The sequence below is a fragment of the Mycobacterium sp. TH-M106 genome (genome assembly GCF_057473765.1).
This window is the reverse complement of the sequence record NZ_JBYCLE010000515.1, coordinates 1-4643: the sequence shown is the minus strand read 5'-3', so window position 1 is coordinate 4643 and position 4643 is coordinate 1. Positions and strand designations below refer to the sequence as shown.

Annotated in this window: 4 protein-coding genes and 2 pseudogenes; 3 read left to right on the top strand and 3 right to left on the bottom strand. The window is 67.1% G+C overall.

Annotated features, from left to right (window positions below):
• A pseudogene (locus AC2VOP_RS17995) lies at positions 1–365 on the top strand (TetR/AcrR family transcriptional regulator); the annotation flags it as partial.
• A gap of 4 nt (positions 366–369) precedes the next feature.
• Here AC2VOP_RS17995 and AC2VOP_RS17990 read toward each other — a convergent pair.
• Complete coding sequence (locus tag AC2VOP_RS17990; protein WP_486962227.1) at positions 370–1233, bottom strand: 3-hydroxybutyryl-CoA dehydrogenase; 864 nt, start codon at positions 1231–1233, stop codon at positions 370–372.
• On the bottom strand, positions 1230–2102 hold the full coding sequence (locus AC2VOP_RS17985) for an acyl-ACP thioesterase domain-containing protein (protein ID WP_486962226.1): 873 nt from the start codon (positions 2100–2102) through the stop codon (positions 1230–1232). The genes AC2VOP_RS17990 and AC2VOP_RS17985 overlap by 4 nt, the downstream gene beginning before the upstream one ends.
• A gap of 117 nt (positions 2103–2219) precedes the next feature.
• Here AC2VOP_RS17985 and AC2VOP_RS17980 point away from each other — a divergent pair, with 117 nt between their 5' ends.
• Together AC2VOP_RS17980 and AC2VOP_RS17975 are read left to right on the top strand one after the other, a co-directional pair.
• On the top strand, positions 2220–2783 hold the full coding sequence (locus AC2VOP_RS17980) for a carboxymuconolactone decarboxylase family protein (RefSeq protein WP_486962225.1): 564 nt from the start codon (positions 2220–2222) through the stop codon (positions 2781–2783).
• A 33-nt stretch (positions 2784–2816) separates the two neighbouring features.
• Entirely contained in the window at positions 2817–4271 is a 1455-nt protein-coding gene (locus AC2VOP_RS17975; RefSeq protein WP_486962224.1) for a DUF92 domain-containing protein, read from the top strand.
• Here AC2VOP_RS17975 and AC2VOP_RS17970 read toward each other — a convergent pair.
• Positions 4261–4643: pseudogene (locus tag AC2VOP_RS17970) on the bottom strand (dihydrolipoyl dehydrogenase); the annotation flags it as partial. The gene AC2VOP_RS17975 and the pseudogene AC2VOP_RS17970 overlap by 11 nt on opposite strands.

Sequence of the window (4643 nt, the reverse complement as noted above, 5' to 3'; positions counted from 1 at the left end):
ACCGGTTCGTGATGGCCAACAGCTCGGCCAGCAAGAGCAAGGTGATCGCCGACTCCGAGCGGATCATCGCCCGCATGCTCGCGGTGATGCTGCGACGACGGATGAAGCAAGTGGGGTTGGACACCCGCGGCGTCGAAGCCTGGGCGTACATGATCGTCGGCGGCGTCCAGCTGGCCACCCACTCGTGGCTGCTGGACCCGCGGATGCCCTCTGACGACCTGATCGATTATCTGACCATGCTGAGCTGGAGCGCGCTGTGCGGGATCGTCGAGGCGGGCGGGTCGCTGGAGCAGTTCAACGCCGAGCCGCACCCGCCCCCAGTCCCGCCGCGGTTGCGGCCTCCGGTGCGCGAGGGGAGTCGGTAGGCCGTCAGTAGCGGTAAAAGCCCCGCCCGGACTTCTTGCCCAGCAGACCCGCTTCGACCATCCGCAGCAGCAGCGGCGGTGCAGCGTAGAGCGGCTCCTTGAACTCGTCGAACATCTTGTCCGCGATCAGCTTGAGCGTGTCCAGACCGACCAGATCGGACAGCCGCAGCGGTCCCATCGGATGCGAAAGGCCGGCGACCACAGCCTTGTCCACGTCGCCGGCGGTGGCGAAGCCGGCCTCCACCATCCGGATCGCCGACAGCAGGTAGGGCACCAGCAGTGCGTTGACCACGAAACCGGACCGGTCGGAGCAACGCACCACCTCCTTGCCCAGCGTGACGCGGGCGAACTCTTCGACACGGGTGGCGGCGGCTTCGTCGGTGACCAGCGTGCTCACCAGTTCGACCAGCGGCAGCACCGGCACCGGATTGAAGAAGTGCAGGCCCAGCACCCGCGCCGGATTCTTGGTGGCCGCGGCCAGTTTCATGATGGGGATGCTGGAGGTGTTCGACGCCAGCACCGCGGCCGGGTCGGTCACCACGCGGTCCAACTCGGTGAAGATCGACGCTTTGACTTTTTCGTCCTCGATGACGGCCTCGATCACCAGTTGCCGGTCAGCCAGGTCGCCCAGGTCGGTGGTGAAGGCCAGCTTCGCGGTCGCGGCGTCACGTTCGCTTTCGGTGACCTTGCCCGCGCTCACCCCCCGGTCCAACGATGTGACGATGCGGTTTCGGCCCGCAGCGACCAGCTCCTCGGCGGTCTCGAAGACGGTCACCTCCACGCCGGCGCGGGCGGTGACCTCGGCAATGCCGGCGCCCATCTGCCCGGCACCGACGACCCCTACCCGTTGGATCACGTTGTCACTCAATTCTTTTCCTCCAACCCTGGTGTCGGTTCTGGCTTTAACAGTGGGAAGATCGCTGCGACGGCTTTCGTCTTGTCACCGACCACATAGGTGAGCGTTCTGACGGTGCGATCGACCAGTTCGGGTCCGAACCGGTCGGTGGAGCCCGGCGGGTGGACGTGCGAGATGATTTCCAGCTTGTCGCCGAGTGCGACCGGGGCGTCGTGTTCGAGGGTGATCCGCAGCGGCGCAGCCAGCAGTTCCGGGTAACCGGACAGGTAGTCCTCCACCACCGACCAGTACACAGAGTTGTTCATGTGGTCGAACAGATCGATGTCGGTGAACCGAATAGGGTACTCGTGGATTTCGGCGGCGCCTTCACGGCTGCCCGGCTTCAGGTAGGCCTTCCAACGTAGCCGGTCGACGCTGGTGGTGCGGCGCAGGCCGTCGAGGAAGTCGTCGGAGATCCGCGACGGCAGCTGGGTGTCCCGGTTGATGTTGATCCAGAACGCTTCGGACTCGATGAGGCCGTGCCCGCGCCTCCCGTCGATGCGGACCCGCATTTCACACCAGCGGTTGGACGTGCCCGAACACCAGCGCCGCAGCCGCAGCATGTCGTTGAACTCGACCGGCCGGATGAGGTCGACCATGGTGCGGCGCACGATCCACAGTGGATGGGTGTCCTCGAACCCCAGTTCACGCAGCTGGTCCTGACCGACGTCCTGGATGTGCCTGGCGGCGGCGTCCAACCGCAGCCGGCCCTCCCGGTCGATGTCGGCGACCCGCAGCGGCCACTGCCGATCGAAAACGTCAGGGTGCGGATCCGGGACCGGCATCATGACTTTCGCCAAACCGGCCACGCCGGTGCGGTGCGCCGATTCATCGCCTGCCATGCTGTGCTCCCGCTCCCTGTCTCCCGGCCAGCGTGATCATGCCAAAACCAGCATCACCTCACCAAATACCGATTCGCCCGCCCGACCACGCAGGGGGCATCGTCGCAGCCAGGTAGGGTGACGCGGGTGTGCGAGACCGGCGCGACAGACCGCATCCCCTCGACCCCCCGGCTGCGCGACCTGGGGGTCTTCAACTGGGTGTTCTGCAAGCTTGCCGCTCGCCGGCAACTCGTCCCGCAGGCACACCTGTTCACCACGCTCGGCCAGCACAAGCGGCTGATGTGGTGCTGGCTGCCGTGGGCGGGGCTGTTGCTGTCCGGTGGCAAACTGCCCAAACGCGACACCGAGCTGGTGATCCTGCGGGTAGCGCAGCTGCGCAACAGCCGATACGAGCTGCAGCACCATCGCCGGATCGCCAGAAAGGCCGGGTTCGACGACGCCGCCCAGGCGCGCATCCTCGAAGGCCCGGGCGCTGGCGGCCTGACCGAACGGCAGCGTGTGCTGCTCGCCGCGACCGACGAGCTGCTGGACACCCGCACCCTCTCGGATGGCACCTGGGCCCAGCTAGCCGCCCACCTGGACCGCCAGCAGCTGATCGAATTCGTCACGTTGGCAGGCCAATATGACGCGCTGGCGGCGACCCTGGCCGCACTGCGCGTACCGCTGGATTTCCAGGAGTAGGCCGCGTTGTCGGGCACCCTGGCTGGGTCGGCGGTGACGACTCTTCTTTGGCACGACATCGCCGTCGCCGGCGGCGCGACGCTCGTTCTCGCCGCCGTCCTCGCGGCAGTCGGGTCGACGCTGCTCCGGCTGGGGGCCGGGCGTCTGGTCGCCCGCAAGATTCCGCATGCGTTGTGCGGCGTGTTCGCGGCGGCCTCGGCCTTCTGGTTTTCTAGCTCAGCGGCGCTCATCGGGGTTTTGACCGTGGCGGTCGCCGCCCTGGTCTTCGTCGTGGAGAAAGGTTTGCTTTCCGAGGTGCTCGAGGGCACCCGGCAGCGCGATTACGGGCTGGTCGGATTCGCCGCCGGTGTTCTCATTGCCGTTGCGGTGTTCTGGCCCGACCGGATCGCCATCGCTGCAGGCGTTTTGGTGTTGGGCCTGGCCGACGCGGGTGCCGCGCTGGTCGGGCACCGCTTCGGCCGCCGTCGCGTCACCGTCGGCGGCGCTGCGCGATCGTTCGAGGGGGCGGCGGTCTTCGCGGTGGTCACATTCGGGATTTCACTCGCCTTCACCCTGGGCGGCTTCCGGTCGAGCCTGGTTGTGGCTGTGGCCGTTTCGGTCTTCGTTGCGCTGACAACCGCGTCCATCGAGCTGCTGGTGTTGCCCGCGGCGGACAATTTGGTGATCACGCCGTGGGTTGTTCTGCTGTTGCACGTCGGGCAGGACTTGTCGTCCGCGGACGCGCTGCGCTGGTTCGTGGCAGCCATCGTGGGCTGCGTGACGGCCCCGGCGATGGTGCGGCTGCGATGGCTGGATCTACCGGGCGCGATCGGCGCCGCGCTGGTCGCGGCGGTTGCGATCGCTCTCGGTGGATGGTTCTGGATCGTTCCGGCGGCAACATTTCTCATCCTGACCAGCATCCTGACGGCATACCGGCAAGAGAAACGAGCCGAAAGCCTACGGGGGCTGCCCCAGGTCGTCGTCAACGGTGTGCTCCCGCTGGTGCTTCCGGCTATCGGTTATGCGCTGACACGCAACCCGCTGTGGTTCGTCGTCTACATCGGCGGCATCGCGGGTTCCATCGCGGACTCGTGGGCGTCTGAAATCGGCCGCTTCTCCGCGAAGCTGCCGGTGTCGCTGCGCACTCGGCGGCGAGTTCCCAAGGGCACGTCCGGTGCCGTTTCGCCGTTGGGCTTCGCGGCAACCGGGCTGGGCGGCCTGGCGGTGGGGGCCGTCGGCGCCCTCACTGCGAATCCGACCATCATCGTCGCCGGGCTGGCGGCGGGGATCGCTGGCTCGCTGCTGGACTCGCTGCTCGGCGCTGCCGTGCAGGGCCGTTTCGTGTGTGCGTCGTGTCATGCCGTGGTGGAGGACCGACAGCACTGTGGCGTACCGACTGAACTGTCCGGTGGGTACCGATGGATCGACAACGACGTGGTGAACGCCTTCGCCAACGCGACGGGCATGGCCGTCGCGTTGGCTGTCTTCGATCTGGTGCTCAGAAGTTGATCATGTGGCCGGTCAGGCCATGGAAGCACTCCTGCAGCGCCTCTGACATCGTCGGGTGGGTGTGCACGTTGCGGGCCAGCTCGGCAGCGGTCAGGTCCCACTTCTGCGCCAGGGTGAGCTCGGGCAGCAACTCGGAGACGTCGTGGCCGACCAGGTGTCCGCCGAGCAGCTCGCCGTAGCGGGCGTCGGCGACCAGTTTGACGAAGCCGCTCGGGTCACCCACGCCCTGCGCTTTGCCGTTGGCGCTGAACGGGAATTTGGCAATTCTGACGTCGTAACCTTCGGTGCGGGCCTGCTCTTCGGTGAGCCCGAAGCTGGCCACCTGCGGCTGGCAGAACGTGGCGCGCGGCATCATCCGGTAGTCGCCGAGCG